Raw genomic sequence first — 24,758 nt, forward strand, 5'->3', positions numbered from 1 at the left:
TGTAGCGCCGCCTTGCGCACGGAATCCGATGCAAGCAGGCAATCGGCGTAGTCGAGCCACAGCGATTTATGGCGCAGGCGGGCCAGCGGCGTCCCCGTCAAGGCATTGAAGGTGCGCCCGCAAGGCATGCAGCGGTAGCGCTGCAAGCCGTGCGCATGGCCATGCCGATGCAGATGGGACGAGCGGCAGGCGGGACAGGCCAAGCGCGGCTGCGCCACGCCCTCCAGCAGCGCGACGGTCGCGTCGTGTGGCGTGTTGCCACGCAGCAGGGCCATGCCTGCCTGCCGCTGGCGCCGGTTCAGGCGAGCAAACTGGGCGATAAAACGAATCCATTCGGCTGGCTGCATGATCTGCTCCCTGTGTGGTGGGTATGCAGAGTCAGACCGCACAGCCAACGGAAGATTCCGGAATTTCCCCTATTTGCCGATGACAGAGCAAAAAAAACGCCGTCAATGACGGCGTTTCTATGCAACACGGCTGGCGTTCAGCGTTTGCGGCGCAGCCAGCTGGCGGCCACGGCGGCCACGGCCACGAGGACCAGGGCCGGCTTGACCAGCTTCTTGCGTCCGATAAACGATAGCGCCGTCAGCACGTAAGGCATGGCGCCTTGCAGGCGCATGCCACCCGGCGCCAGCAGCGATTCGACGCGGTGACCGGCAAAGCCGACCGCCGTTTCCACCACGCCCTGCAGCATCGACTCGGGGCGCAACGCATAACCGACGTTGGCGCGCGCATGCACGATACCCACGCGGTACATTTCGCCCTGGGCGATCAGCAGGCGCTTGCGGGCGGCTTGCGCCGCCAGTTTGTCGTTGTCCGACATGAATTCTCCTCGTAATGCCGCTTACATCAGCATGTCGCGGTCAGCCTTCAATTCCGCCATGGTGGCCGGCATGGACAGCTTTCCTTGACGCAGCATGGCACGCGCATACATGACCAGGACGATGGCCAGCAGTACGAACACGACCGTCATGATCGCCAGGATCTTCCAGCCCAGGCTATCCCAGGCCAGGAAGACGATCAGCACGCTGCCGTAAGCGATGGCGAACAAGCCCGCCACCGTCGCCAACGCGAAAATGACAATCAGCTGCAACATGTGATTGCGCACTTCCGACAGTTCGATGGTGGCCAGTTCCAGCCGCGACAACATCAGTCCGACAGCGTTTTTGGCCAGGCCGGCGACCGAGCCGATCAATCCCGGCCCCTGGTGAGACGAAGCAGACTTGTCCATATCGCTCCTGAAGTGGATTACTTGCGGCCCAGGATGAAGCCGACCAGCACGCCGACGCCAGCGGCGACAGCCACCGTGCGCCATGGGTTTTCCTTGACATAACCGTCAGCCTGGGCAGCCATCTGCTTGGTGGCGACGATGGCCGATGCTTGCGCTTCATGCGCCTTGGCCAGGGCGGCGTCCAGGGTTTTCATGCCCTTGACGCGCACTTCATCGGCTTTTTCGCCGGTCAGGGCGGCAGCGGCGCTGAACAGGGCTTGCGCATCCTTGACCAGGGTTTTGACATCGTTATTAACGGTGGTGATATTGTTTTCCAACATGGTTTAGCTCCTTAGCTGTGGATGAATGTAGTTACTATACCTACTTTACTCAAAAACACTATTCCATTAGATCGCGCATATCATCGGCGTGCTCTTCCTCGACAGCCATGATCTTGATCAACAAATGGCGTGTGGTAGGGTCTTTGTCGCCGATTTTCACGATCATCTGGCGATACGACTCGATCGCCACCCGTTCCGCGATCAAATTGGCACGCACCATGCTTTGCACGTCTTCGGAGTCATCATACTCGGCATGGCTGCGTGCAAGCAATGTTGCAGGATTAAAATCTGGCTTGCCATTCAATTGCACGATGCGCTCGGCCAGCCAGTCCGCGTGTTCCTGCTCCTGCTGCGCATGCTCGAGGAACTCGGCCTTGATGGTGCCATTGTCGCGGCCGCTAACGGTGTAGTAATGGCGTTTATAGCGCGCAATACACACCAGTTCGGTGGCCAGCGCCCCATTCAACAGGGTGATCAGCTCCTGGCGGTCGCCCTGATAGCCGGCCGTCACGGCGCCGTCGTCCAGGTTGCGGGCGGCAGCGCGGATGGCGGCCGTGTCGATGCCAACTGGAATCTCAACAGATGTTTGGGTCATGATGTTTCCTTTCAAGTCTTGCATGGGTATCCACCGGCCAACCTTCGGCCGGTGCTGCCTACTCACAAATCAAACACTAGACAAAACCATAGCGAGCCGCAAGTCGCGACGCGCAGCAGGTTTGGCCTGGTGTTTTAGCGGCGGGCGGGAATGGCCGTGTTATCTTCGGACAAGACAATTTCCACACGACGATTCAGCTGGCGATTCGCCGCCGTATCGTTGCCGGCGGCCGGATAGGCGGCGCCATAACCTTTCGTGGCGATACGGTCACGGTTGATGCCTTGTTCCAGCAGCGCATTGCGCACGGACTCGGCGCGGCGTTGCGACAGTTCCAGGTTATGCGCGGAACCGCCCGTGCTATCCGTAAAGCCTTCGATCAGCACGGTGCGCTGCGGATTGTTCTTCAGCACTTCGGCCAGCTTGCGCGCCGTATTCGCGCCATCGGCCGTCAGGTTCGCCTTGTCCGTGCCAAACAGCACGTCACCCAGGGTGATCACCATGCCGCGCTCGGTTTTCTTGGCGGCCAGGTCGGCCAGCTGCGCTTCCAGGCCGGCGGCGCGGGCAGAAGCATCGCGTGCCGATGCTTCTGCCGCTTGCGCCTGGGCCTTGGCCGCTTCCGCATCGGCCTGCGCCGACTGGGCACGGGCCGTGGCCTGGTCAGCCTGCTGCGTACGCGCATCGAGGCGCAACTGGTCGCGCTGCTTGCCAGCGTTGGCGATCTCGGCCTCAGCTGCCTTCTGCTTGGCGACTTCTTGCGCCGTGGCTATCTTTTGCTTGGCCAGGTAGGCCAGCTTGTCGACTTTTTCGCTATCTTCCTGGCGCGTGGCGGCCGCGTTCGCCGCTTCCAGCGCAGCGCTCGCTTCGCGGAATTCGCGTGGCGCATAGGTCGACACGATCGGGTTCGATTGCGCCGCCATGTAATCGCCACGCGTCTGGTCGAGCAGGCTGGTGGTGGTCGGCGCGGAGCTGCAGGCGGCAACAAGAGCGGCCATGGCCAGCAGGCCGGGAATCGTGGTGTAAGTAGCTTTTTTCATGATGGGGTCCTGTTATTGGTTATTGTTGTTGCTTATTGTTTTGGGGCTTGCTGATTGGCGCGGTCGAGCTCTTCGCGCATGACGCGGATGTTCTCGTTGATTTCATCGGCGGCGCTGGTGGCCTTGGCCGAGTTGGCCTTGCTTTGCGCCAGCTTGGCATCGGCTTGCGCCTGGTCGGCCAGGTCGCGTGCCAGCTTGTAATCGCGGTCTTTCAAGGCTTGGTTGGCCATGCGCATTTTTTCGCGGGCCGAACGCATCTCATCGGGAGCCAGGTCGGCGGCGCCGGCGCTGGCGGCGTTATCGACGGCGGCGCGCGACACGGCGACGTCGGCCGTGGCAGGCGTTTTCAGGCTGGAGCAACCCGTCATCAGCACGACGGCGGTGGCACATGCGGCGAAAGCGGCCAGCGGGGAAATCTTGAAATCTCGGTTTGTCATTTTTCTTCTCCTGGAGAATGTTAAGCGTGAAGGGTAGATGTCGATGCATCTGGAATCAGGAACTGCGTTTGATGTATGACGTTATAGGCTCCGGCTCGCCGCATATCCGTTCGGTGCCGCACATAGAGTAAGAAATCGACAATACTTGCAGGGGCAACGTGCGCCAGCGCACGTGCATGCCAGCAAAACCTGAAACGACCCCGGCTTTGGCACGATTCCTGTAGCATCGTGCCTACTTGTCCAGAAAGAATCAGCTTATGCCGCTCTCCCGCCGTCAGAAAATCACCCTCGCCAGTGCCGCCGCACTCATCGCCCTGCCCGTCGCGGCCACCGTCGTCCTGCTGAGCATGGACTGGAACCGCGCCAAGCCCTGGCTCAATGGGCGCGCCAGCGAAGCGCTGGGACGGCCGTTCGCCATCGAGGGCGACCTGGCGCTGACGTGGCAACAACCAGCCACGAGCGCGGGGCAACAAACCTGGCGCGACTATTTGCCGTGGCCGCACCTGCAGGCGAAGGACGTGCGCCTGGGCAACCCGAGCACCATGGCAACGGCGGATGGCCAGGCGCAGCTGGCCAGCGTGAGCCAGCTGGCGTTCTCGCTCAACCCGCTGGCCCTGCTGGACAAGAAAATCATCATTCCGCAATTGCGCTTCGACACGCCGCAAGTCCATTTGCTGCGCAGCAAGGATGGCAAGAACAACTGGACCTTCGACAAGCAGGACCAGCCATCGCCGTGGCAACTGGAATTGCAAAGCGTGGTCTTCAGCAAGGGCACGGTACATCTGGACGATGGCGTCACCAAGACGGCGATGCGCGCCGATGTCGACACCATCGCGGACGATGCGCGCTACGGCATCGCGTGGAAGCTGTCGGGCACCTACCGCGGCGAAACCGTCACCGGTGGCGGCAAGGCGGGCGGCGTGCTGTCACTGCAGCGGCAAGGCACGCCCTTCCCCATCCAGGCCGACATGCGCGCAAGCGGCAGCAGCGTGGCCATCGAAGGCACGCTGACGCGCCCGGCAAACCTGGCCGCGCTCGACGTGCGCCTGAAGCTATCCGGGCCCAGCATGGCGCGCCTGTATCCCTTGACGGGCGTGCTACTGCCGGAAACGCCGCACTTCAGCACGGAAGGCCATCTGACGGGCACCCTGGCGCCGCGCGGCGGCGAATGGGTGTACGACCAATTCAGCGGCAAGGTGGGCTCCAGCGACATCAGTGGCAAGCTGGCCTTTTCCGCCAGCACGCCACGCAAGCGCCTGACGGGTGAAGTCCACTCGCGCCTGCTGCAATTTTCCGACCTCGGTCCGCTGGTGGGCGCCGATTCCAGCGCCAGCAAGAAGGAACGGGGCGTGCCGTCGACGCAGCCGGCCGGCCGCGTGCTGCCGGTGGAAACCTTCAAGACGGAGCGCTGGACCAGCCTGGACGCCGATGTGCGCTACACGGCCGACAAGATCACGCGCGATGCCGAGCTGCCGATCAGCAAACTCGACACGCATGTGGTGCTGACGAACGGCGTGCTGTCCCTGGCGCCGCTCAACTTCAACGTGGCGGGCGGCACACTGTCGTCGCAGATCAAGCTCGACGGCAGCGGCAAGGTCATCGCCAACGGCATCGCGGCAGAACTCAAGGCCAGCGCCCGCCATCTGCACATCCAGCAACTGTTCCCCCGACTGCCTGCCTTGCAAGCGAGCGTGGGCGAAATCAATGGCGACGCGTCGCTGTCGGCCACGGGCAATTCCGTCGCCACCCTGCTGGGCAGCTCGAACGGCGAAGTGCGCGCGCTGATCGACCGGGGCAGCATCAGCAAGCTGTTACTGGAAGAAATGGGCTTGAATATCGGCAGTGTCGTGCTGGCCAAACTGGCGGGCGACAAGCAGGTCAAGCTGAACTGCATGGCCGCCGACTTCGCCGTCACCAAGGGCTTGATGCGCACGCGCCAGTTCATCGTCGATACGGATGACGCCATCCTGCATATCGATGGCACGGTGAACCTGGCCGATGAACGGCTGGACCTGACCCTGCGGCCGGACAGCAAGGGCTTGCGCATCTTTTCGCTGCGCTCGCCGCTGTATGTGCATGGCACTTTCAGCAAGCCCGACGTGAGCGTGGACAAGGGTGTGCTGGCCCTGCGCGCCGGTGGCGCGCTGGCCCTGGCCGTGGTGGCGCCCGTGGCGGCGCTGCTGCCGCTGGTCAATAGCGGCCCCGTCGAGGACAGCGCCTGCGCGGCGCTGCTGACCCAGGCGAGAGTCAAGCCGGTGGCGCCCAAGCCAGGCAAACCCGTGCGCAAGGCACGCTAAGCGTGGCGTGTGTGCTTTTACAATTGTTACACCCCTATGTGCGTTGGCGAACAGACCCTGCCTTGCCACAAATCTATTCTGTGATCGTGCCTGAAACACCCAAGACGTGGCGATACGAAGTCCCACCGGCCCATACCATGCCGGCGCCACGAGGTCCGAATTCATAGGAGAACTATCATGCAAATCATTAAAAAAATCGCCGCCACCACTTCCGTTGCCGCCCTGCTGCTGAGCCTGACGGCTTGCGCCAACATGTCCGGCCAGGATAAAAACACGGCCATCGGCGCTGGTATCGGCGCCGTTGCCGGTTCCGTGCTGACGGGTGGCAGCGCAGTCGGCGCGGTCGGCGGCGCCGCCGTCGGCGGCGTGATCGGCAATCAGGTCAAGCCGAAGTAAGCGTTGAACGAAAAGAGCGGGTTGGGTGCCCAGGCGCCCAACCCGCTTTTTTGCGTCTGCAGCATACGGAGAAAAGCAGGAGGGACGAAGACCGGCCCGGTCAGACGAAGACGTTGGCCATGCCGATCGCGCCGCTATCCTTGACCAGCTCGTAGCAGCGGCAGGAAACGGCTTCCAGCCCCGCCGAATCGAGGATCTCGATATTGCCGCGGCTGTAGGTGATGAGTTTTTGCTGTTGCAGCGCGCTGGCCGCCTTGGTCACGCCGACCCGCCGCACGCCCAGGGTGTGCGCGAGGAATTCATGTGTCAGGTGAAATTTTTCCGATTGCAGGCGGTCGCGCGTGATCAGCAGCGAACGGGCCAGGCGCGCCTCGAGCACGTGGAAGCGGCTGCACACGGCAATCTGGATGGCTTGCGCCAGCAAGGTGTCCGTGTAGCGGTACAGCAAGCGCTGCAGGGACTCGAGCTGGGCGAACTCGGCGCAGAACTCGGCCCGCGCGATGCGGCTGGCCGTGCCGGAACGTTGCACCACGGCACGCACTTGCGCCAGGTCGTGGCCCAGCGCGACGGAAGCGCCCAGCACGCCTTCGCGGCCGACGGACCCCACTTCCAGGGTCATCCGGCCTTCCGCCACGGCCAGCAGCGAAATCAGGCAGTCGCGGGGAAAGTAGATGTAGCCGATAGGCTGGCCCGGTTCGTACAGCACTTCGCCCACCTCGACCTTCACGGTATCGAACAGGGCAGTCAGGTGCCGCAGATCGTGTTCGGGCAGGCTGGCCAGCAAGCGGTTGCCGGCGTCAGGCGCGCCCACGGGCGTGCCCAGGCCGGATCGGCCTGCGTCGCGGGACAGGGTCATGCTGGCAGTCGTTGGTGGCATTGCTTTTCCTTGGTGTCGTTACAACTCGACATAATTTTTACTTAGCCTACGGTGCGCTACCGCCCCTGTATGTACGGTGACGCACGGAAGCGAAGCAAGCGGCGCAGCACACTGGCTGCATGCACGGATAACACGCACTACCCATTTCATTATTTATAAAAACCAAGGAGCTTTCCATGACTACCACCACCAAATCCCTCCACCCGCTGGTGCTTGCCGCCGCCGTCGCCGTCCTGCTGTTTTGCGGCGTGGGCACGGCAGCCCTGATGGGCTGGCTGCCTTCCTCCCAGAGCGACAGCCAGCCACTGGCGACCAGCACCTCGGCCGAGCAAATGGCCAACCTGCAGGCGAACCAGCCGCCGGCCGGCGCGCAGCCGCTGGCCGCCCTGCCGCCACAGCAGCAACAGCCCGTGCGCCAGCCGCAGCCACAACAGCCACAGCAGCAGCCACAGCAACAATACGCGGCAGCCCCTGCGCCACAGGTGTGCGGCAATTGCGGCGTGATCGAAGCCATCCATGAAGTCAATACGCGCGCCGAAGGCAGCGGCGTGGGCGCGGCTGGCGGCGCCGTCGTCGGCGGCTTGCTGGGCAACCAGGTTGGCGGCGGCCACGGCAAGCAGCTGGCCACCGTGCTGGGCGCCGTTGGCGGCGCCGTGGCCGGCAACCAGATCGAAGGCAGCGTGCGCGCCACGCGTAGCTACAACATCGTCGTGCGCCTCGACAACGGCAAGACGCGCACCGTGCACCAGAGCGCCGCGCCGAACTGGCGCCAGGGCGACCGCGTACGCATCGTCAACGGCGCCTTGCGCGCCATGGGCTAAGCGGCCGGCGGCAAGCAGGCCGCCCGCCAGCGTTGCCAATTCAACACACGCCCGGCCTGTCCGGGCGTTTTCTTTTTGATCATGTTCGTTGGCGTACAGATGAGCTTGCCGGGGCGCGAGATGATGCATTCAGGAAAGTTCAACGGATATTCCCCTCAAGGAGCGGCGATGGAAAACGACAAGGCAGGCAATAACAAGATCTGGTTCGGCTTGATTGGCGGCGGCGTGCTGGCCACCGCGCTGGGCTTCTGCGCGCTGGATCTGGCGCCGCCAGCGGGCGGCCCCGTATTTGGCGTCATGCTGTTGCTCACGGGCGGCATGGTCAGCTGCCTGGCGGGCGCCGTCGGCATGGCCGGCATGCTGGCGTGGGTGCCAGGCATGGCCGATGAACACGCCGACCGCCCCCGATAGTTGAGCCTTGTGTACGACAGCGTACAGAACGCAGGGAAAACAAAGTAGACACTTAGTCATGGCATCAGCGTTCAGCGACCCCGGTCGCCGCGCAATGACAAGAATCGATGACGGCGCCACGCGCCAACGCCTGCCAGGCCAAGGCGGTCGCCGTCATCCACACATTACTCTCGGAGGACTCATCATGCTGTATACAATCGCCGTCGTACTCATTATTCTTTGGCTGCTGGGCCTGGTAACTTCCTATACCATTGGCGGCTTCATCCACATCCTGCTGGTGGTCGCCGTCATCATGATCCTGCTGCGCCTGATCAGCGGGCGCGGTTTATAGCCCAGGCCGTTAATATGGCCTGACCAGAGCGGCGCGCGTGCAAACGGGCGCCGCTCTTTTGCCGCCTTTTAAGTGCCGCGTGTGTGCGCTGGCAAGCAGCGTCATTTTGCAGTAACGTGTACGGGTAGTCCTGGGTATGTCCCAATAACAAAACAAGGAGAAAATCCATGAAAGAAACATTCAAAAAAGGCCCTGGCGCCAAGTCCCTGATCGGCATGCTGGTGATCGCATTGGCCGCCAGCGGCTGCGCGGATATGTCCTCGACGCAACGTGGCACGGCCACGGGCGCCGGCATCGGCGCGGGCCTGGGCGCCTTGATCGGCGGCACCACCGGTGGCGGCAGCAGCGGCCGCACGGCCGGCGGCGCCCTGCTGGGCGCGGCAGCTGGCGCCGTGGTCGGCAATATCTGGTCGAACCGCATGGAAAACCAGAAGCGCGCGATGGAACAAGCCACACAGGGTACTGGTGTGCAAGTGTCGCAGACGGCCGATAACCGCCTGAAAATGGAAATCCCGAGCGACATTTCCTTCGACACCAACCGCGCCGACATCAAGGGCAACTTCCGCCCCATCCTCGACCGCTTCGCCGCCACCCTGAATGAAAACCCGAACACCACGGTCAGCATCATCGGCCACACGGACAGCACGGGCAGCGATTCCATCAACGAACCGCTGTCGGTGGAACGCGCGGCCCACACGCGCGACTACCTGGCCATGCGCGGCGTATCGCCAACGCGCGTCGTCACGGAAGGCCGCGGCGCCCGCGAGCCGATCGCCTCGAATGCGGATGCGGCCGGACGCGCTCGCAACCGCCGTGTGGAAATTTACGTCGCGGAATTAGCCCCACGCTAAGCTGACACACGTCAATAAAAAACCCGCCGGCAAGTGACCTTGCCGGCGGGTTTTTCTATGTAAAACGGCTTATTTCGACGTCGTCGCCTTGGCGCCGCTGTCGCCCTCTTTCGCCACTTTGGCGAAGTCGCCCGCCGTCACGATCGAGACGGCGGCCGGTTTCAGATACTCGCGCAAGCCCTGGTTTACTTGCGCCAGGGTCAAGGCGGACACTTTCGCTTCCAGGTCCTTGTCGTACGCCAAGGTACGATCTTGCGCCAGGTAATCGGCCAGGCCGCGCGCCAGGCCCGCATCCTGCGTACGGCCCACTTCTTCCGATTGCAGCCAGCCTTTCTTCGCCTCGCCCAGTTCCTCTTGCGTGAAGCCGTCGGCCAGCACCTTGGCGATTTCCTCGCGCAGGGCCGCTTCGACCTTGGCCGTGTTTTGCGGCGCGCTGATGGCATACGCCATCCAATAGCCGGCCGGTTCGCGCGACGGGATGCTCACTTGCGAGCCGACGCCGTACGACAGGCCTTCCTTCTGGCGGATGCGGTCGGCCAGGCGGCTGCGCAAGGCACCGCCGCCGAGCATGTGATTGGCGATCAGCAAGGCCGGATAGTTGGCGGCGTCATCCTTGAGGGGAATCGGCTGGATGGCGAACAGCACGCTGTTCGCCTTGTCCGGCGTCTCCAGCGTGACTTTTTCGCCGCTGACGGGCTTGACGGCGTCGGCAATGCGCACATACGGCTGCTGCGCCTTCCAGCTGCCGTACAGGCTGGCCACTTGCGCCTTCAGCGCGGCCGGGTCGAAGTCGCCCACGGCGGCAAAGGTGGCGTTCGCGGCACCATAGTAGGCGCCATGGAAGGCTTTCACATCGGCCACCTTGATGGCTTTCCATTGCGCCAGCTCGGCCGGCAGGGTGGCCACGTGGCGCACATGGCCTTCCGGCGTGGCGTCGAGCAGGCGGCGGAAGGCGTTCACGGCCAGCGGCTGCGGTTCAGGCAATTCCTGCTCCGCGCGGCCGACGCGCTCGCGCTGCAATTCCAGGAATTCCGTCTCGCTCAAGGCCGGTTTCTGCAGCACTTGCGCCAGCAGGTCCATGGCGGCCGGCAAGTTCTCGCGCTTGCCCGTCAGCATGGCGGTCACGCCCTCGGCGCCGCCCGAAATGGCCACCTGCATGCCCAGCTGGTCGAACTTGTCCTTCACTTCCTGGCGCGACAGTTTATCCGTGCCGCGCGACAACAGATTGGCCGTGTAGCTGCCCACTTGCGCCTTGCCGCGCAAGCTCTCTTCGCTGCCGATCTGCAATTTCAACACGACGCTGACGGTATTGCCCTTGGTTTTCTTCGGCAGCAAGGCGCCCTTCAAGCCGTTCGGCAAGGTGAAGCGCGTGGTGCGCGCCTCGATATTGTCGGGGCTGGGGTCGAATGCCTCGCCCTGCGCCACGACCGCCCGGCCCGTGTAGCCGGCCAGTTGCGGCGCCACGTCGGCGTAGGCCGGCACAACCGTGCGGTCCGGCGCATCGGTGGGGATGAAACGGCCCAGGGTGCGGTTCGAGCTCTTCAGGTATTTCTCGGCCGCCGCCTGCACCTGCGCCGTCGTCAGCTTGTCGAGCTGGTCGCGCTGCAGGAAGAACAGCCGCCAGTCGCCGGCCGCCAGGGACTCCGTCAGGGCGATCGTCATGCGCGCCGTGTTCGAGGTGATCAGTTCGACCTGCTTGTTCAGTTGCTGTTTCACGCGCGCCACTTCCGCATCCGTGATCGGCTGCGATTTCAGCTCTTCCAGCACCTTCAGCATGGCCGCTTGCGCCGCATCGAGGTTGCCATCGACGGGCACGAGCGCGCCGAACAGGTTGTAGCCCGGCTCCAGGTTGCTCACCGAGTTGTATTCGATCTTGCTGGCCAGCTTGGTTTCCACCAGCGCCTTGTGCAGGCGGCCGGCCGGCGCGTCCGTCAGCACGTGGCCCAGCACCTCGATGGCGACGGCGTCCGGGTTGCCGGACGGCGCCACGTGGTAGCCGGCGCCGACGAATTGCGTGCCGCCGCTGCGGCGCACCGTCACGGCGCGCTCGCCATCCTGCACCGGTTCGGCCGTGTAGGTCGGTTCGATCACGCGCGTCGGTTTCGGGATCTTGCCGAACAGATCATCAATCTGTTTCAAGACCTTGGCTTCGTCGAAGCGGCCCGCCACCATCAGCACGGCGTTATCGGGTTGGTAGTATTTGTGATAGAACGCGCGCAGGCGGGGAATGTTCACCTGCTCGATGTCGGAACGGGCGCCGATGGTCGACTTGCCATAGTTGTGCCAGTCGTAGGCGATGGCCTGGATGCGTTCGCTCGTCACGCCGATCGGGTCGCTCTCGCCCATCTCGAACTCGTTGCGCACGACGGTCATTTCGCCCTTCTGCGTCTTGGGATTCCACAGGTCGTTCTGGTCGATGGCGGCGTTGACCATGCGGTCCGCTTCCATGGCCAGCATCTGGCGCAGGTTGTCGTCGTTGGCGGGGAAGGTGGCGTAGTAATTGGTGCGGTCATACCAGGTGGTGCCGTTGAAATCGGCGCCCGTCGAATTGAGGATCTCGACCGGGGTTTTCGTGCCCTTCTTGATGCCGAAGTTGGCGCTGGGCTTGAACAGCAAGTGTTCGAGCAAGTGGGCCATGCCCGTTTCGCCATAGTTTTCATGGCGCGAACCGACCAGGTAGACGATGTTGGTGGTCAGGGTCGGCTTGCTGGCATCGGGAAACAGCAGCACGCGCAAGCCATTGGCCAGGCGGTATTCGGTGATGCCTTCGACGGACGTGACTTTGACGGCGGCGCGGCTGGGTGCGGCCTTGCCGGCTTTCTGGGTCGGCGCCGCTTCCACCGGGGTGGCGGCCAAGATGAACGACGGCGAGAGGATGCCGGCGGCAAGCAGGAGGGCGGTAATTGGTTTCAAGGCAAAGTCCTGGTAACACTACGTTATAGACGTGCGCAAGCAAGCAGTGCAGGCGCGATGTGATACGAACGCAAGAATAGTCACGGGGCCCGCGCTGCGTCTTCGCCGCCATGTGAAATTATTGCCATTTCATAATTTACGGCATACGTATCACTAAAGCAAGCCCTGTCATCGGGCTGTTATCGGCCCGTGTTATACTCACGATTCCAGAACTATCTGCCTGTATATGAGACGAGCTCTCGTCCTGCTCTGCCTTTTTGTTTTCATCGCCTTACCCCAGGCGTTCGCCAGCATGGCCTACGCCAGCCCTTCCCCATTCCAGCATGCAATCGCGGCCGGCACTACCGCCACGCCCGCCTTCAGCATCGATTGTGCCGACGCCAGCGTCCATGCGAGCCTGCCTGGCGACAGCTGCGACGCCGAGGAATGCGACAACGACCCCATCACGCTGTACCCGAGCTCGCGCCAGGGGGCGCCGTTTTGCGCCATCATTTGGCAAGCGGGACCGGGCGCACTTGCCGAAGCGGACGTGCGGCTGGCCACCCGGCCGCCGCGCGTCCGCCTCTGAACACATGCATGCAGCACCCATCACGCCTGGGGCACCAGCCGCCAGGCAAGCTTGATACTTACTGACTTTACAAGGTTACACACATGGAATGGTTATTTGACCCGACAATCTGGGTCGGCCTGCTGACGCTGGTCGTACTGGAAATCGTACTGGGTATCGACAACCTGATTTTCATCGCCATCCTGGCCGAGAAACTGCCGCCGCACCAGCGCGACAAGGCCAGAGTGCTGGGCCTGACGCTGGCCCTCGTCATGCGCCTGGGCCTGCTTTCGCTGATTTCCTGGCTGGTCACCCTGACCACGCCATTGTTTTCCCTATGGACATTCTCGTTTTCGGGGCGCGACCTGATCCTGCTCGTCGGCGGCCTGTTCCTGCTGTTCAAGGCCACCACCGAGCTGCACGAGCGCCTCGAAGGCGTCACGCACGCCCAGACGGGCCCGAAAGTCTACGCCGGCTTCGGCCTCGTGGTGGCGCAAATCGTCGTGCTCGACGCCGTCTTTTCGCTCGACGCCGTCATCACGGCCGTCGGCATGGTGGACAACCTGTATGTGATGATGGCGGCCGTCGTCATTTCCATCGTCGTCATGATGCTGGCGTCGAAGGTGCTGACGCGCTTCGTCAACGCCCACCCCACGGTCGTCGTGCTGTGCCTGAGCTTCCTGCTGATGATCGGCCTGTCGCTGGTGGCCGAAGGCCTGGGCTTCCACATTCCGAAAGGCTATCTGTACGCGGCCATCGGTTTCTCGATCGTCATCGAGTTCTTCAACCAGCTGGCGCGCCGCAACTTCCTCAAGCTGCAATCGAACGCCCCGCTGCGCGACCGCACGGCGCAAGCCGTGTTGAGCTTGCTGGGCGGGCGCAAGGGCCGCGAAGCCGTGGAAGAACACGAAATCAAGGAAGTGCCCGATGCCTCCGCCTTTGGCGTGGAAGAACGCAACATGGTCAGCGGCGTGCTGACCCTGGCAGAACGGTCGATCCGCTCCGTGATGACGCCGCGAGGCGACGTCTCATGGGTCAACCTGAACGACAGCAGCGAGAAGATGCTGCAATTGCTGCGCGACACACCGCACAGCATGATTCCCGTCTGTAATGATGACCTCGACAACGTGGTCGGCATCGCGCGCAGCAAGGACCTGATCGAGGACTTGGTATCGCGCGGCAAGATCGACCCGGACAGCATGCGCGAAGCCGTCGTCGTGCCGGAAGCGGCCGGCGTGCTGAAAGCCATGGAAACCCTGAAGCGCTCGCGCGGCCAGCTGGTGCTGGTGGTCGACGAGTTCGGCACCGTGCAAGGCGTGCTCACGCCGATCGACATCCTGGAAGCCATCGCCGGCGAATTCCCCGACGAGGACGAGCAGCCCGACGTGGAAGTGCTGGGCCCCGGCCACTGGCGCATCGACGGCGCGACGGACCTGCATTACCTGGAGCAAGTGTTCGAGAAGGAAACCCTGGTCAGCGAAGACGGCGAATACAACTCGCTGGCCGGCTTCCTGCTGGCGCACTTCGAAAACATGCCGGCCGTGGGCGAAGTGCTGGAACTCGATGACTTGCGCTATGAAATCGTCGAAGCCGACGAGCGCCGCATCGCCTGCGTGGACGTGCGCCGCATCGAGCCCGATCACAGTTTGTAACACAATGGCAAGCGTGCTCCGCTTGCCATGCCGTATGCTGGGGTCTGCCCATACCGGAGACCCCACGATGAAACGATCCCTGCTACGCCTGAGTTTACTGGCCTGCGCCGCCATCGGCGCCCACGCCGGCGCCCAAGCCGTCTCGCCATCCGCCACCATCAAGCCGGGCCTGTGGCAAGTCGACAGCACGATGGCGTCGCCGGACGCCGCCACCGACAACGCCATGTCGATGGTGCTGCAGCAACTGGGCAACCTTCCCCCCGATCAACGCAAGCAACTGGAAAGCATGGCCGCCAGCCGCGGCATGGCCATGCCCACCGTGGGCGCCGACGGCGCCGTGCGCGTGACGGCGTGCGTGACGCCGGAAATGGCCGCGCGTAAGCAGATTCCCACGGGCCAGCCCGGCGATTGCAAATCGAAAAACAGCGACATCGCGGGCGGCATGCAGGTGTCATTTAGCTGCGCCAACCCGAAATCGAGCGGCGAAGGCCAGGTGCGCTTCCATGGCGACCAGGCCTTCGACATGCAGCTGGCGGTGACGACCAGCGCGCGCGGCACGCCGGAACAGGTGAATGTGACGAGCAAGGGCAAGTGGCTGGGCGCCAGCTGCCCTGCCCCTGCCGCGACGGCACTTCAGAAACCGTGACGGAAGCCCATATTAAAAGCCGCGTCGCCGCGTCCGCCGTCGCTGGCATTGCCCACCGTGTAGCGGGCACCGTTCTTGTTATGGATCTTCGCGTAGGACGCGTAGAAATCGCTGCGTTTTGACAGCGAATACGTGAGGCCGACGGCAAGCTGCGTGGCGTCGCGGTTGGCCAGGTCGCGGTCATCCTTGCGCACCCATGACGCCAGCAGCTTGAAGCCGCCCACGGGCACGGACACGCCCAGCAAGGTGTCGCGGCTGTCCGAGGACGACATCGACAGGGCCAGCGAGCTGTAGGCATTGTTCGGGTCCCACGGCGAGCTGCCATAGCCCTTGTTCACGCCCACGGCGGCAAAGGCGGTGGCCACTTTCAGGTCGACGTTCGCCGCGATCAGGGTGTTGCGCGACGACATGTCGATGGCGGGCAAGGTGCCGGAGGCGAGGATGAAGTTGTTCTTGCGCTGGTGCGACACGCTGACATTCACGGCGCCGGCCGAATAGCCGAGGGTGGCGCCATACGCGCGGTTGTTGGCGTTGCTGTACGGCGACTCGCCAAAGCTGTAGATGGCGCTGGCGGACACGCCGCGCAAGGCGGGTGTCACGTACTTGACGGTATTGTCGTAGCGTTTCACGCTGTAGCCGGCCAGGTTGCTGGCGCTGCCGGCCATGCCGCCCTTGAACGGATCGGCCACGTCGGTGAGGGTCAGGTATTGCAGGTTGTACTGGCGTCCCAGGGTCAGCGCGCCCAGGCGGCTGTCGAGGCCCACGTAGGCCTGGCGTCCGAACAGACGCCCGTCTTCCGACTGGCCCGTGTCGTTCTGCACGCCCGCTTCCAGGGTGAAGACGGCGGACACGTCATTGCCCAGCGCTTCGCGGCCCTGCAACCCCAGGCGCGAACCGGACGCGACGCCGCCGGACACCTTGGCGCCGGCGCAACTGGCGGCACAACCGCGTTCGGCCACGATGCCCGCGTCGAGCACGCCGTACACGGCAACGTTACCGGATGCGGCACTGCCCGCGCCATCGGGAGCCTGGGCCGCTGCGCCCAGCGCGAATGGCCCCATCCCTATCACAGCAAGCGCAAAATACGAGGTCTTCATGATAAATATCTCGGTGACGTGGGTGAAACTTCCCGGTATTGATCAGGACATGCGCTGTGTGTCTGATCTTAGTGTTACCTTATCCTCGCTTTTTGTCCAGCCATCCGTGCGTTGTACAACAGAAACGTCAGCTTAGTCCCCGGAAAAGAGTCGCGCACTGACAACACGCAAGCGGAAGCATGATTGGGGAAATTTGCGGCAAAATGGCGTGCAATGCAGGCCCTGTCGTAAAGCAATGTTCGGTGGCGAACGTTGCGTGATTTGACGCAGGCGGTACACTACTGGTTTTACCGACAGCGGCTCGCCCGTTTTTTCTGCATGCTAGCTATCCTCGAACGCATTGACCCGAACTCCAGCAATATCGACTTGCTGGTGGAATTATTCAACTCACTGCGTCCCAAGCGCTGCCACGACAGCGCTACCGCGATCGCCAACGTGCGCACCCTGCGCCAGCTTCTCAAAGGTAACCCCGCGCAAGCGCGCGCCCTGCACGAATACGTGCTGCGCGTGCTGGCCGCGCGCCGCCACGCCAGTCTGTACACGGACATCGGCGTGCTGTCGAACAGCGGTTTTTTCACGGAATTGAAACGCCGCATCGCCTACCGCATGCTGCCCCCCGCCCTCGGTGACGAATACCTGAACGACGCGCTCGACCAGGTGCTGTACCTGAAAACCGATTATTTGTGGATCAGCAACGTGCCCGCCACGGACTGGCTGGAACTGTTCGACGTGCTCACCAGCGACGACATCGAACTGGCCGTCGGCGACGGCAATATCATGCTGCCCGGCATACTCGACGCCATCCGCACCCTGTCCTACCGCGTCTGCGCCATGGGCCTGGAGCCGGAACTGACGCGTTTCCACAATGAAATCGAAGTGTTCCAGTCGCCGTTCATGGTGCAGAACACGGAAGTGAACGCCTACCTGGACGCCTACACGAATTTGCTGCAAGGCGACATCGAGCACATCGAAGATGCGCGCCACTTGCTGGTGATGCTGGACCAGTGCGACGCCGTCATCGCCAAGATCCGCAAGAAAGCGCTGTACCAGGGCACCAGCATTCCCCTCACGTATTTATTGGTGGCGCTGGCGCAAAGCATCGACCGCCTGCGCAAGCTGCTGTTCCTGGTCGACACGAGCGGCGAACTGCCCAGCTCGGCGAACGTGGATATCGCCGCCATCACGGTGGACGCCACGCAGGACTTGCTGCATCCGCAGCCCGTCAGCCGCCGCCGCGCGGGCGCCGTCGCGCTGGCGCTGGAACTGATACGCGCGCATAACCACAAGTACAAGGTCAGCGACCTGTTTTCCGACAATATCAACTTGCTGGCACGCAATGTGACGGAAAACGCCAGCCGCACGGGCGAACACTACATCGCGGAGAGCCGGCGCGAGATGGGCGCCATGTTCCTCTCGTCCGCGGGCGCGGGCGTGATCATCGGCTTCATGGCCCTGTTCAAGATATTGATGTCGTATCTGCGCTCGGCGCCGCTGGTCGAAGCCTTCATGTTCAGCATGAATTACTCGATCGGCTTCATGTTCATCCACTTGCTGCATTTCACGGTGGCCACCAAGCAGCCGGCCATGACGGCCTCGCGCATCGCCGCCGGCCTGCACAGCAAGGATGGCCGGAATATCGACCTCGACAGCATGGCCGAGCTGATCAACAAGGTCTTCCGCACGCAAAACATGGCCGTGCTGGGCAACCTGGCGACCGCCATTCCCACGGCCTGGCTGATCGCGCTCGGCTACAAGGCGATTACCGGGCACAACCTGGTGACGCCCGAAAAAGCCATGCATCTGCTGCACGATATCGACCCCATCGGCAGTCCCGCTATCTTCTACGCCATGATCGCCGGCGTGTGCCTGTTCGTGGCCGGCCTGATTTCGGGCTACTATGACAACCAGGCCCTGTACACGCGCTGGGCACAGCGCATCGCGCAATTGCGCGGCCTGGGCAAGGTGATCGGCCAGGAGCGGCTGCAGCGGCTGGGCCTGTATTTGGAAAACAACCTGGGCGGGCTGATGGGTAACTTCTACTTCGGTATCCTGCTCGGTTCCATCGGCACCCTGGGTTTCCTGATCGGCTTGCCGATCGATATCCGCCACATCACCTTCTCGGCCGCCAACTTCGCCACGGCCCTGGTGGGCCTGGACCACAACATGAGCTGGCAACTGGCCGTCAAGTCGCTGTCGGGTATCTTCGCCATCGGCACGGCCAACCTGCTGGTCAGCTTTGGCCTGGCCCTGTGGGTGGCGCTGCGTTCGCGCCAGGTACGCTTCAAGCACGGCATGCAACTGTTGAAGATTCTGGGCAAGCGCTTCCTGCGCTCGCCCATCGTCTTCTTCTTCGGCTCGAAAAACCCGCCGCCACTGGCATTGGCCGATGAATCGGCAAACCTGTCACCCACGACCAAGGCTCAAAAATGACCGCTAGCCGCATGCAACCCTGTCTCACCGCCATACTGCTGTGCTGGACCCTGGCTGCATGCGCCTCGCTGCCCAATGTCAAGAACCTCAACACCACCCTCGAACCGGTGGCCAAGCCGAATGTGATCACGGGCAAGGGCGCCTTGTTGAATGTCAACAGCCGGGCCGCCCTGCTCAACAAGCGCTGGGCCAAGTCCGGCATGGACTTGAAAGCCCAGGCCGCGCTGGAAGAGGCGGCCACCGGCGTGCCTTTGATCAAGGGCAACAAGGTGACCCTGCTGTTTGACGGCCCGCAAACCATGGCCGCCATGTTCCAGGCCATCAGCGACGCGAAAACCAGCATCAACCTGGAAACGTATATCTTCGACCAGGATCCGCTGGGCCTGAAGTTCGCCGACATGCTGATCGAAAAGCAGCAAGCGGGCGTGACGGTCAACGTCATCTACGACAGCGTGGGCACCCTCGGCGTGCCGCAAGCGTTCTTCGAGCGCATGCGCGCGGCCGGCGTGCACCTGGTGGCCTTCAACCCCGTCAATCCCGCCAGGCTCAAGGGCGACGACTGGAAGATCAACAACCGCGACCATCGCAAGGTGCTGATCGTCGACGGCAAGACGGCGTTTACGGGCGGCGTCAATATCAGCGACACCTATGCGAAAAGCTCGCTGTTCCGCTCGAAATCGAAAGCCACCGACAAGAAGGACGTGGGCTGGCGCGATACCCACGTGAAAGTGGAAGGCCCGGCCGTGGCCGCCTTCCAGTGGCTATTCATCCGCACCTGGGCCCAGCAAGACCAGGCCGACTTGCCGGACGCGAATTATTTCCCGCCCCTGTCGGAAGTGGGCGACAAGCTGGTGCGCGTCGTGGCCAGCGAGCCGGACGGCGGCTTTGAAATCTACAAGGCGTATATCCTGGCCATCCAGGAAGCAAAAAAATCCATCCACATCACCTCCGCCTACTTCGTGCCCGACCAGCAGACGGTCGATGCGCTGGTGGCCGCCGCGAAACGTGGCGTGGATGTGACCGTGGTGCTGCCCGGCGTGTCCGACAGCGGCCTCGTGTTCCATGCGGGACACGCGCTGTACGACAAGCTGCTGGCTGGCGGCATCCGCATTTTTCACTTGAAACTGGCCGTACTGCACGCCAAGACGGCCGTCATCGACGGCGCCTGGTCGACCGTGGGTTCGACCAACATCGACATGCGCAGCTTCCTGCATAACAGCGAACTGAACGTGATCGTGCTGGGCGACAGCTTCGGCCGCGAAATGGAAAACGCCTTCCAGGAAGACTTGCGCGACTCGGAAGAGATCACCAAAACGAAATGGGAAACCCGGCCGATTGCCGACCGCATGAAGGAGTGGGCGGCGCGCGTCATGAATTATTGGCTGTAAGGGAGTTGCCGTCAAAAAGTCCAGGGCGTTGTTGCATTGCCTCGCCGTACTATTCGTACTGTCTTCGGCAACGCGCCTAGCCCTGGCCATTTTGCCGGCCACTCCTGCTACCGGCGCAGGTCGGCGTAGGTCGGCTTAGCGCAGCGTAAGCCGACATCAGCGTAAGCCGACACCATCACGAAAACTACGACCACCGCCAACAATAGCGTCGGATTACGCGCGGCTTCGCCCCGCTAATCCAACCTACAGCGGCCGCAAGCTGGCCCACACCCCGCCCTGACGCTCGAACGCTTCCGTGCTGACCTTTTCAAAGTCGGCGCTGTCGTCATTCCAGCTGTAGCGCTCGACGCGAATGCAACTGTTTTCCACGCGCAGCACATTGAAGGAGTTCGACTCGCCGCGCCCCCGCGTGGACGTGGCCGTGCCCGCCTGCACCATCAGGGCGGCGTAGCCGTCGATCTTGTAGCGCGCCGAGGTATCGCCCGCATGGCTGGCGTGCAGGTGGCCGGCCAGCAATAAGTCCACGCCGCATTCGGAAAACATTTGCAGCGCCAGCGGCGCACGGTCGACCAGGTCATCCTTGTCGAAATGCTCGGGCAAATCAAATGGATGATGCGTGACGATGATGCGCGTCAAGCCGGGCGGCAAACGGCCCAGGCGTTCACGCAGGATATCGATCTGCTCGTGGCTGATGCGGCCATCCTTGAACGTCAGGGAGCGGGCCGTGTTGATGCCCAGCACGGCGATTTCCTCGTCCACATGCTCGGGCGACAAATCGTCCGTCACATGGCGCCGGTACTTCACCAGCGGCGTCAGGAAGCGGGAAAAGACGTTGTAGAGGGGCACGTCATGGTTGCCCGGCACCACGATCTGCGGCCCCGGCAAGCTGTCGAGAAAGTGGCGCGCCTGCTGGAACTGGGCGCTGCGGGCGCGCTGCGTGAGGTCGCCCGAGACCACCACCACGTCCGGTTCCAGCCGCTCGACGAGCGTGCGCAAGGGTGCCAGCAGGTCCGCGTCGACCCTGCCGAAATGCAAGTCGGACAAATGCACGATGGTACGCATGGCCTTACTCCCCTGCTGGTGCTGGTGCTGGTGCTGGTGCCGGTGCCGGTGCCGGTGCCGGCACCAGCACCGCCAGCGCGGCCGTACGGATGCGGTAACGCAACGGCGTATTCATGACGGTCACTTCGCCATCGGTGGCCACGCGCAGGCGGCGGTGTCGCGTGGCGATCTCCAGGTCGGTGGCCGTCAACACGTCGAAATCCTTGGCCTGCGACAACTTGCCGAACAGTGCATGCAAGGCCAGCTTCAGCAAGCCCAGGCGGCCCGGACGCTGCGCCACGTACAGACTCAGCTGGCCGCCATCGAGCCGCTCGCGCTCGCCGATATTCAAGCCTTCCATCAGGTATTCATTATTGCCGATGAACACAAACGGCGTGCGCCGCGCATGCACGGCGTCGTTGAGTTTCAATTGCACGCTGAGGAAGGGATAGCGGCGCAAGGCTGCCAGCAGCGCCCAGCTGAAGGCCAGCCACTTGCCACGCCCCAGCCGGCGCTGCTGCTTTTCGCGGTCGCGCACGATGTCCGGATACAGGCCCAGGCTGGAATTGTTCAGGAAGATGCGGCCATTCACGTCCCCCACGTCGACCTGGTGCGGCAGGCCCCGCGCCACGTTGGCAATCGCCGCATCGAGGTCGAGCGGGATATTCAAATCCTTGGCGAAATGGTTCAGGGTACCCAACGGCAAGACGCCAAACGGCGTGCCGCTGCCGACAACGACAGACGCGACGGCATTGATGGTGCCGTCGCCGCCACCGGCCACGACGATCGGTGCGCCATCGCGCACGGCTTGCTCGGCCGTGGCGATCATCTCGGCGCCGCTGGCGGCCAGCGTGATGGCGGCGTCGAGTCCCACGGCGGCGAATTTCGCTTCGAGCTGCTGCGCCCAGTCGGGTGCGTAGCCGCAACCGGCGCCCCCGTTGATGATGACTGCGATCTTGCTCAGGATGGTTTCCCCTTATTTGGTTTGCCGGATATGCCGGCGGCGGCGCAGGGTCGACACTCCGGCGATGCAGATGGCCAGCCAGCCATAGCTTTCCGCCATGGCCGCCAGCACATCGCTCAGGTAATGCGCGCCCAGGTAAATGCGGCTGAAACCCACGAGTGACGCCATCAGGAAAGCTGCCAGCGCGATGGCGATGCGCTTGCCCCAGGCGCCCGGCGCCGTCTGGCAAATCAGATAGGCGGCCAGCAAGCCGTACAGGGCCGTCGAGGTGGCCGTATGGCCGCTGGGAAAGCTGTACGTGCTCAAGGCCGTCTGCAGGATCGGTTCATCAAAACTGGGCCGCGCGCGGACAAAAATGTACTTTAACAGCAGGTTCAAAAACATGACGCCCGGCATGGTGATGATCAAGGTAAACAACCAGTAATCGGCGCCCTTGCGGTGCAGATACCAGCCCAGCAGGGTCGCCAGCGTGATGGCGCCGATCACGCCATGCATGTGCGTGACGACCAGCAGGACGCTGGTGATCCACGGCACGGCATGCTGGTTGAACCAGTGCGCCACTTGCAAGTCGATCACGGTGATCTGGGCCATGCCCATGACGGCTTCGGCGATCTCGTGGAAGACGACGATGGCCACCAGCATCAGGGCCACGCCCACCGTCATATGCAGGCCCAGTTCGCCCTCGGGCGACAGGCGCGCCTCGGCGAAACGGCGCAGTTTCGTGGTCCAGCCCGTGGTCATGCCCATGTCATTTTTCTCTTGCAAACTCATCTCTCTTTCATGTTCCCGGTGCTGATCAAAAAAACCACACCAGTAAAAAAATACTGTTTATTCATACAGTAACTGTGTTTTCATACAGTAGTTATGCTATTCTGATGACTCGTTCAACACATCTCCCTCAAAGGAATTGTCATGGCAACATTGAATAGCGGTTTTGGCTCACGGTTCGGCCTGGAATACGCCCCAAGCTCTTTCCTCGTCCGCATGGGCAAGCGCGAAATCCTCGTCTGCCGCGACTTCCGCAAGCGCTACTACACCGTCAATCCCTTGATCGAGTGCGGTACGGGCATCGAGCCGGGCTATGTTGAAGTGCTGCTGATGCGCCGTTGGCTCCTCATTTTATCCAAGGCGCATTAAATACACCGTAAAAATCTACTGCGCGGCGCGATTTGCGGCCTGCGATGCTCGCTGTACTAAAGTACAGCTGCGCTTCTTAGCCACAACTCGTTGCCGCTCGCTACGATTTTTGTCGGCGTATTCCGGGGCTTTCGACGACCTTGCTTGAAAGCTCCGCCCGGCCACGCCGGGAACGCCCAGTACCGGCCAGCGGCAACGCTGGCCGACCCCTCATTACTGTGTGCGTTCCGGCGCGGCCGGGCTGGCAGGTGTTGGCACTGACAGCACCTTGTCAGACACGTTCGCTTCGTACCACAGGGTTACAAACAGCACCATCACGACGGGGCCGATGAACAGACCCACGAGGCCCAGGGTTTCCACGCCGCCCAGGATGCCGAACAGCACGGCCAGGAAGGGCAAGCGGGTGGCGTTGCCGATCATGCCGGGGCGCACGAAGTGGTCCGCCACGAACAGCACCACGGTGCCCCACACGGCCACGCCGATGGCGGCGCCCACATTGCCCTGAAACACCAGCAAGGCGGCCGCGCACAGGTAGGCGAGCGGCGCGCCGAACGGGATGATGGCGAGGATGCCCGTGGCGAACGCCCACAGGGCCGGCGACGGCAAGCCGGCGATGACGTAGGCAATACCGATCAACACGCCTTCGGCCAGGCCCACCAGCACCAGGCCGTTGACGGTGGCGCGGATGGCCGTGGGGATCTTTTGCGCATAGCGGCCCCACCGTTCCGGGCGCAGGAAATGGCTGCCGACGGCCGTGATCTGGCGCGTCAACGCTTCGCCATCCTTGTAGAAGAAAAACAGGCATAAAAACGCCAGGCCGAAGTCGACCAGGCGGTGGAACACGTCCGCCCCCAGCACCTTGAGCATGTCGCGCGCGGAATGAAAGCCGCCCACGGCGCTGCCCGCAAAGAAGTGGCCCAGGCCATGGGGCTGGCTCAGGGTGGCTTGCCACCAGTCGCCGATGGCGCTGCCGGCCAGCGGAATGTGCGCTACCCAGTCCGGCACGGGCAAGCCGTCGGTGTTCGCATGGACAAGGAAATTGGCCAGCACGGGCACTTCGCGCGCCGCCTGCGCCACGCCGAACAGCACGGGAATGATGAAGATGCAGGCGAACGCCAGGGTCAGCAGGGCGGCGGCCACGATGGTGCGCTGGCCCAGGGCCGCGCGCACGCGCAGGTACAGCGGCCAGGTGGCCACGCACAGGATGCCGGCCCACACGAGCGGCAAAAAGAAACGCTGCATGACGAAGGCCGTCACGGCGATCAGGGCCAGGGAAAAGCCTGCGCTGAGCATATCGCGCTGGGTATCGTTCATGCCACTCCATTCGTGCCCGGCGCCATGG

The 24,758-nt window shown here is 63.0% G+C and carries 26 protein-coding genes; 12 read left to right on the plus strand and 14 right to left on the minus strand.

The features are described from left to right. From GCN78_RS25235 to GCN78_RS25265, 7 genes are all read right to left on the minus strand, one after another. The coding region (locus tag GCN78_RS25235) for an IS1 family transposase (protein ID WP_193316871.1) at window positions 1-347 on the minus strand (347 nt) is incomplete at its 3' end. 137 nt (window positions 348-484) lie between these two features. Beyond that, a complete protein-coding gene (locus tag GCN78_RS25240; protein ID WP_034786335.1) occupies window positions 485-823 on the minus strand; it encodes a hypothetical protein in 339 nt (112 codons plus the stop codon). A 21-nt stretch (window positions 824-844) separates the two neighbouring features. Further along, window positions 845-1,231 carry a phage holin family protein gene (locus GCN78_RS25245; RefSeq protein WP_152254170.1) on the minus strand — a complete coding sequence of 129 codons (387 nt, stop codon included), beginning with the start codon at window positions 1,229-1,231 and terminating at the stop codon, window positions 845-847. Between the two features lie 17 nt (window positions 1,232-1,248). After that, window positions 1,249-1,551 (minus strand): ElaB/YgaM/YqjD family protein, encoded by a 303-nt coding sequence (locus GCN78_RS25250; protein ID WP_035826246.1) that lies wholly within the window; start codon window positions 1,549-1,551, stop codon window positions 1,249-1,251. A gap of 58 nt (window positions 1,552-1,609) precedes the next feature. Beyond that, window positions 1,610-2,146: a ferritin-like domain-containing protein gene (locus GCN78_RS25255; protein WP_152254171.1), complete on the minus strand. Its 537-nt coding sequence runs from the start codon at window positions 2,144-2,146 to the stop codon at window positions 1,610-1,612. Between the two features lie 134 nt (window positions 2,147-2,280). After that, on the minus strand, window positions 2,281-3,180 hold the full coding sequence (locus GCN78_RS25260) for an OmpA family protein (protein WP_152254172.1): 900 nt from the start codon (window positions 3,178-3,180) through the stop codon (window positions 2,281-2,283). Between the two features lie 32 nt (window positions 3,181-3,212). Then, window positions 3,213-3,617 carry a DUF4398 domain-containing protein gene (locus tag GCN78_RS25265; RefSeq protein WP_102122680.1) on the minus strand — a complete coding sequence of 135 codons (405 nt, stop codon included), beginning with the start codon at window positions 3,615-3,617 and terminating at the stop codon, window positions 3,213-3,215. A 257-nt stretch (window positions 3,618-3,874) separates the two neighbouring features. Between GCN78_RS25265 and GCN78_RS25270 the strand changes: the two genes are divergently transcribed. Together GCN78_RS25270 and GCN78_RS25275 are read left to right on the plus strand one after the other, a co-directional pair. Then, window positions 3,875-5,914: an AsmA family protein gene (locus GCN78_RS25270; RefSeq protein ID WP_152254173.1), complete on the plus strand. Its 2,040-nt coding sequence runs from the start codon at window positions 3,875-3,877 to the stop codon at window positions 5,912-5,914. 177 nt (window positions 5,915-6,091) lie between these two features. Further along, entirely contained in the window at window positions 6,092-6,310 is a 219-nt protein-coding gene (locus GCN78_RS25275) for a glycine zipper 2TM domain-containing protein (protein ID WP_010396384.1), read from the plus strand. A 100-nt stretch (window positions 6,311-6,410) separates the two neighbouring features. Here GCN78_RS25275 and GCN78_RS25280 read toward each other — a convergent pair whose 3' ends face one another. Then, a complete protein-coding gene (locus tag GCN78_RS25280; RefSeq protein WP_152254174.1) occupies window positions 6,411-7,187 on the minus strand; it encodes a Crp/Fnr family transcriptional regulator in 777 nt (258 codons plus the stop codon). A gap of 176 nt (window positions 7,188-7,363) precedes the next feature. Between GCN78_RS25280 and GCN78_RS25285 the strand changes: the two genes are divergently transcribed. The 4 genes from GCN78_RS25285 to GCN78_RS25300 all read left to right on the plus strand — a co-directional run bounded on the left by GCN78_RS25285 (window position 7,364) and on the right by GCN78_RS25300 (window position 9,601). Continuing rightward, window positions 7,364-8,008 (plus strand): outer membrane lipoprotein, encoded by a 645-nt coding sequence (locus GCN78_RS25285; RefSeq protein ID WP_152254175.1) that lies wholly within the window; start codon window positions 7,364-7,366, stop codon window positions 8,006-8,008. Between the two features lie 168 nt (window positions 8,009-8,176). Then, entirely contained in the window at window positions 8,177-8,419 is a 243-nt protein-coding gene (locus GCN78_RS25290) for a hypothetical protein (RefSeq protein ID WP_152254176.1), read from the plus strand. 184 nt (window positions 8,420-8,603) lie between these two features. After that, window positions 8,604-8,750 (plus strand): lmo0937 family membrane protein, encoded by a 147-nt coding sequence (locus tag GCN78_RS25295; RefSeq protein ID WP_121670992.1) that lies wholly within the window; start codon window positions 8,604-8,606, stop codon window positions 8,748-8,750. Between the two features lie 215 nt (window positions 8,751-8,965). Then, complete coding sequence (locus tag GCN78_RS25300) at window positions 8,966-9,601, plus strand: OmpA family protein (RefSeq protein ID WP_152254269.1); 636 nt, start codon at window positions 8,966-8,968, stop codon at window positions 9,599-9,601. 69 nt (window positions 9,602-9,670) lie between these two features. Here the strand turns inward: GCN78_RS25300 and GCN78_RS25305 are convergent, their stop codons facing one another. Next, window positions 9,671-12,514 carry a M16 family metallopeptidase gene (locus GCN78_RS25305; RefSeq protein WP_152254177.1) on the minus strand — a complete coding sequence of 948 codons (2,844 nt, stop codon included), beginning with the start codon at window positions 12,512-12,514 and terminating at the stop codon, window positions 9,671-9,673. A gap of 292 nt (window positions 12,515-12,806) precedes the next feature. Between GCN78_RS25305 and GCN78_RS25310 the strand changes: the two genes are divergently transcribed. The 3 genes from GCN78_RS25310 (at window position 12,807) to GCN78_RS25320 (ending at window position 15,359) form a co-directional block, all read left to right on the plus strand. Then, a complete protein-coding gene (locus GCN78_RS25310) occupies window positions 12,807-13,082 on the plus strand; it encodes a hypothetical protein (RefSeq protein WP_152254178.1) in 276 nt (91 codons plus the stop codon). Between the two features lie 83 nt (window positions 13,083-13,165). After that, on the plus strand, window positions 13,166-14,713 hold the full coding sequence (locus GCN78_RS25315) for a TerC family protein (RefSeq protein WP_152254179.1): 1,548 nt from the start codon (window positions 13,166-13,168) through the stop codon (window positions 14,711-14,713). 67 nt (window positions 14,714-14,780) lie between these two features. After that, complete coding sequence (locus GCN78_RS25320; protein WP_152254180.1) at window positions 14,781-15,359, plus strand: DUF3617 domain-containing protein; 579 nt, start codon at window positions 14,781-14,783, stop codon at window positions 15,357-15,359. Here the strand turns inward: GCN78_RS25320 and GCN78_RS25325 are convergent. Next, window positions 15,347-16,456, minus strand: coding sequence for a porin (locus tag GCN78_RS25325; RefSeq protein WP_152254181.1), 1,110 nt, complete (start codon window positions 16,454-16,456; stop codon window positions 15,347-15,349). The genes GCN78_RS25320 and GCN78_RS25325 overlap by 13 nt on opposite strands. Before the next feature lie 318 nt (window positions 16,457-16,774). Here GCN78_RS25325 and GCN78_RS25330 point away from each other — a divergent pair, with 318 nt between their 5' ends. Both GCN78_RS25330 and cls read left to right on the plus strand, forming a co-directional pair. Then, window positions 16,775-18,886, plus strand: a complete 2,112-nt coding sequence (locus tag GCN78_RS25330) for a site-specific recombinase (protein WP_152254182.1) — start codon at window positions 16,775-16,777, stop codon at window positions 18,884-18,886. A gap of 11 nt (window positions 18,887-18,897) precedes the next feature. Next, the gene (cls, locus tag GCN78_RS25335) at window positions 18,898-20,274 is read left to right on the plus strand and encodes a cardiolipin synthase (protein ID WP_413465235.1); all 1,377 of its coding nucleotides are present in this window, start codon (window positions 18,898-18,900) and stop codon (window positions 20,272-20,274) included. A 243-nt stretch (window positions 20,275-20,517) separates the two neighbouring features. Here cls and GCN78_RS25340 read toward each other — a convergent pair whose 3' ends face one another. The 3 genes from GCN78_RS25340 to GCN78_RS25350 are packed head-to-tail and all read right to left on the minus strand — an operon-like array spanning window position 20,518 to window position 23,050. Next, window positions 20,518-21,336: a metallophosphoesterase family protein gene (locus GCN78_RS25340; protein ID WP_152254184.1), complete on the minus strand. Its 819-nt coding sequence runs from the start codon at window positions 21,334-21,336 to the stop codon at window positions 20,518-20,520. 4 nt (window positions 21,337-21,340) lie between these two features. Next, entirely contained in the window at window positions 21,341-22,279 is a 939-nt protein-coding gene (locus GCN78_RS25345; RefSeq protein WP_152254185.1) for a diacylglycerol/lipid kinase family protein, read from the minus strand. Between the two features lie 12 nt (window positions 22,280-22,291). Then, window positions 22,292-23,050, minus strand: coding sequence for a phosphatase PAP2 family protein (locus GCN78_RS25350; RefSeq protein WP_226939821.1), 759 nt, complete (start codon window positions 23,048-23,050; stop codon window positions 22,292-22,294). A gap of 141 nt (window positions 23,051-23,191) precedes the next feature. Here GCN78_RS25350 and GCN78_RS25355 point away from each other — a divergent pair, with 141 nt between their 5' ends. Next, a complete protein-coding gene (locus GCN78_RS25355; protein ID WP_010396348.1) occupies window positions 23,192-23,416 on the plus strand; it encodes a hypothetical protein in 225 nt (74 codons plus the stop codon). A gap of 213 nt (window positions 23,417-23,629) precedes the next feature. Here the strand turns inward: GCN78_RS25355 and GCN78_RS25360 are convergent, their stop codons facing one another. Then, window positions 23,630-24,730 carry an AI-2E family transporter gene (locus GCN78_RS25360; RefSeq protein WP_152254186.1) on the minus strand — a complete coding sequence of 367 codons (1,101 nt, stop codon included), beginning with the start codon at window positions 24,728-24,730 and terminating at the stop codon, window positions 23,630-23,632. Between the last annotated feature and the right edge of the window lie 28 nt (window positions 24,731-24,758).

The organism is Janthinobacterium rivuli (assembly GCF_009208735.1).
Classification (GTDB): domain Bacteria; phylum Pseudomonadota; class Gammaproteobacteria; order Burkholderiales; family Burkholderiaceae_D; genus Janthinobacterium.